We start from the raw sequence: 2,717 nt of genomic DNA, 5'->3' as shown, positions 1-2,717 counted from the left end.
TGGCGCTGCTCGCCGCGGGCGTCGCCACCGGGGCCGGCGGGCTGCTGGTCGCCGCGGGCGTCCTGCTCGCCGTCGGTGCGCCGGTCGGTGCGGCGCTCGCGTTCGACACCTACCGCGGGCTCGGCCACGCGGTGGTCGGCGGCTACCTCGTGGTGCGCGCCGGGTCCCTGCGCCGCACCACCGTGGCCCTGCACCTCGACGGCGTGATCGGCTGGACCGTGCGGCAGACCGTCCTGCAGCGGCGCACCGGGCTGGTCACCCTCGGCGCGACGACGGCGGCGGGCCGGGGCGCCTTCCACGCCCACGACGTCGGCGGCCGGGAGGCGCTGCGGCTGGCCGCCGAGGCCACCCCGTCACTCCTGGCCCCGTTCCTCGCCTCCGGTCCGGCCCCCGTCCGCACCGCGGGCGACCAGCCGCGCGTAGCGGTGCCCGGCCGCCAGCAGGACGAGCCCCGCGCCGAGGAACGCCACCACGCGGGCGAGGCCGTCGAGCGCGAGCAGGTCGAACAGCACCAGCTTGCCGACGGCCGCCGCCACCAGGACCGCCCCCGCCGCGCGTAGCGCGGGCCGGGCGATCCCGCGGGCCAGCAGGACCAGCGCCGCGACCGTCCAGGACACCGTCACGAGGGCGTGCCCCGCCAGGAACCCCGCGCGGTCGGGCGACACGAGCAGGGCCGCGGTCACCACCGTCGCGGTGGCACCGTGCAGCGCGACGAGCGCGAGCGGGACCCACAGCACCGCCGTGCGGGCGTCGGCCCGGACCAGCCGGCTCCGGCCGGCGGCCACCAGCGCCGCGACCGCCGCCGCGAGCACCAGCACGGCGAGCACGAGACCGCGGAACGGGACGGGCGACGGGGGGACCGCGGTCGGGTCCGGCAGCTCACCGGCCAGCGCACCGAGGTAGCCGACCGCCGCGAACCCGCCGCCCGCGAGCAACGCGGGCCGGCTCCGCAGCAGCGCCGCGGCGGCCAGCAGGACCAGCCCCTCGCCGAGCAGGACCGCGTCCAGGGTGGCGCCGTCGAAGGCGACGACGGTCGCCTCGAGGACCGCGACCGAGCCGGCCGCCAGCGCGGTGAGCCGCACGGCCGCGCGCCCTGTCGGGATCGCGAGCGCGAGCAGGGCCACGGCCGCGAGCAGGGCCAGCCCGGCGCCGGGCCAGCGGTCGGTGCGGGCCGCGAGCGCCAGCAGCGGCAGCGGGGCGGCCGCGACCACCCAGGCCGCCGCCACCGGGGCGGGCCGTCGGCCGGGGCGCTCCGGCAGCACCGCGGGCGCGAGCCCGACCACCAGCGCGGCGGCCGCGGTCGCGACCGCCGGGCCGAGCGGTTCACCGGCGGGGTCGAACGGGCCGACCAGCCCGTAGAGCGCGGGCGCGGTGGCGGCCGTCGCCGCGAGCACGCCCCAGCCGCGCGGCACCACCGCGGGCAGCGCGTCGCCCTGCAGCACCACGACGAGGGCGACGAGCAGCGGCCCCGGTCCGTCGGCGACGAACGGGGCGAGCAGCGCCCCGCCGACGACCGTGCCCACGGCCAGGGCCCGGGAGCGCCACCGGTCGGCCAGCACCACCCCGCCGGCCGCGACGGCGAGGGCCGCGACGAGCCCGCCGACCTCGGGCAGGGGCGCGTGGAGCGCCGTCGCGGCCGCGACCGTCAGGTACAGCGCCGTGATGCCGGTGGCCGCCAGCGCGAGCGCACCGGTCCGCGCCTCGGGCCGGCGGTGCAGCCGCAGCGCCAGGCCGACCAGCGCCGCGCCGAGCATGGCGCCCGCCGCCACCCGCCCGGGCGGGGAGAACCAGCCGCGCGTGGCCGCCAGCACGAGCAGCAGCACCACGCCGAGCAGCGTCACGGCCGCGCCGGTCACCGCCAGCAGCGCCGGCCCGGAGAGCCGGCCGCGCAGCCGTTCGACGGGGGTGGGCGGCCGCGGCCCGATCGGCGCCGCGTACTGGAACCCCTGGTGGGCAGGCGGACCGAACCCGGGCGGCGGCGGCCCCCACGGACCACCCGCGGGCGCGGCCGACACACCCGACGGGGGCGTCCACAGCGTGGCCACAGGATCGGTCGTGTAGGGGCGCGACACGCGCGGCGGGACGGGCGGTCGCGACGCGTCGGCGGACGGTCGCGGAGCCTCCCGCGGCCCCGCGAGCGCACCCTCCGCGACCCCGCCCGGGACGCCGGCCGCCGCCTCGCCCCGCAGCTCCGCGACCAGCGCGTTCACCGTCCCGCCGAGCTCGTCGACCCGCCTGCCCAGGCGGGTCAGCTCGACGGCCACGGCGAGCAGCCGTTCGTCGAGCGCGGGCGGACGACCGGTCGGTTCGGACATACCGCCGAGCCTGCCGCCGTTCGGACGCGTCAGGATGCGTACGACTACGAGGATCGGGTCACGACACGGTCACGCTCCCCGACCGGCCCGGTCCCCGCCGAGTGAGATCGCGATCACCCGTAACCGGGGGTCGCGGCGACTCGTTGTCCCGAGTGGAGCGGACCCGTCTGGAGGTTGTGTGAGCGCCGTAACGCCCGCCCGTCCGGCCTCGTCGCCGGCGCCCCCCGGGGCGCCCGGTGCGCCGCCGTACCGCGGACCTCGGCCCGGCGGCCCCGGGCAGCACCCCGGACCCGGCCCGCGTCCGGGTCCCTACGGCCCCCCGCCCGTCGGCTACCGGCCCCCGCCCGGGGCCGTGCCGCCCGGCGCCCTGCCGCCCGGGCCCCTCCCCCCGCCGCCCGCCCC

Annotated in this window: 1 protein-coding gene and 1 pseudogene; one reads left to right on the top strand and one right to left on the bottom strand. The window is 80.9% G+C overall.

Annotated elements, in window-relative coordinates:
- Nucleotides 1-131: 131 nt before the first annotated feature.
- Nucleotides 132-266, top strand: a pseudogene (locus ACFQH9_RS23905) (PH domain-containing protein); the annotation flags it as partial.
- A gap of 87 nt (nucleotides 267-353) precedes the next feature.
- On the opposite strand, the gene ACFQH9_RS23900 reads toward ACFQH9_RS23905, so the two are convergent.
- A complete protein-coding gene (locus ACFQH9_RS23900) occupies nucleotides 354-2,315 on the bottom strand; it encodes a DUF2339 domain-containing protein (RefSeq protein ID WP_379569151.1) in 1,962 nt (653 codons plus the stop codon).
- Nucleotides 2,316-2,717 lie beyond the last annotated feature (402 nt).

The organism is Pseudonocardia lutea (genome assembly GCF_042658055.1).
GTDB lineage: Bacteria > Actinomycetota > Actinomycetes > Mycobacteriales > Pseudonocardiaceae > Pseudonocardia > Pseudonocardia lutea.
The sequence above is the reverse complement of the archived record's forward strand: the minus strand, read 5'-3'. Positions and strand labels throughout refer to the sequence as shown.

Coding starts and splice junctions, on each gene's coding strand:
- ACFQH9_RS23900 (WP_379569151.1), bottom strand. CDS start 2,315: ATGTCCGAACCGACCGGTCGTCCGCCCGCGCTCGACGAACGGCTGCTC.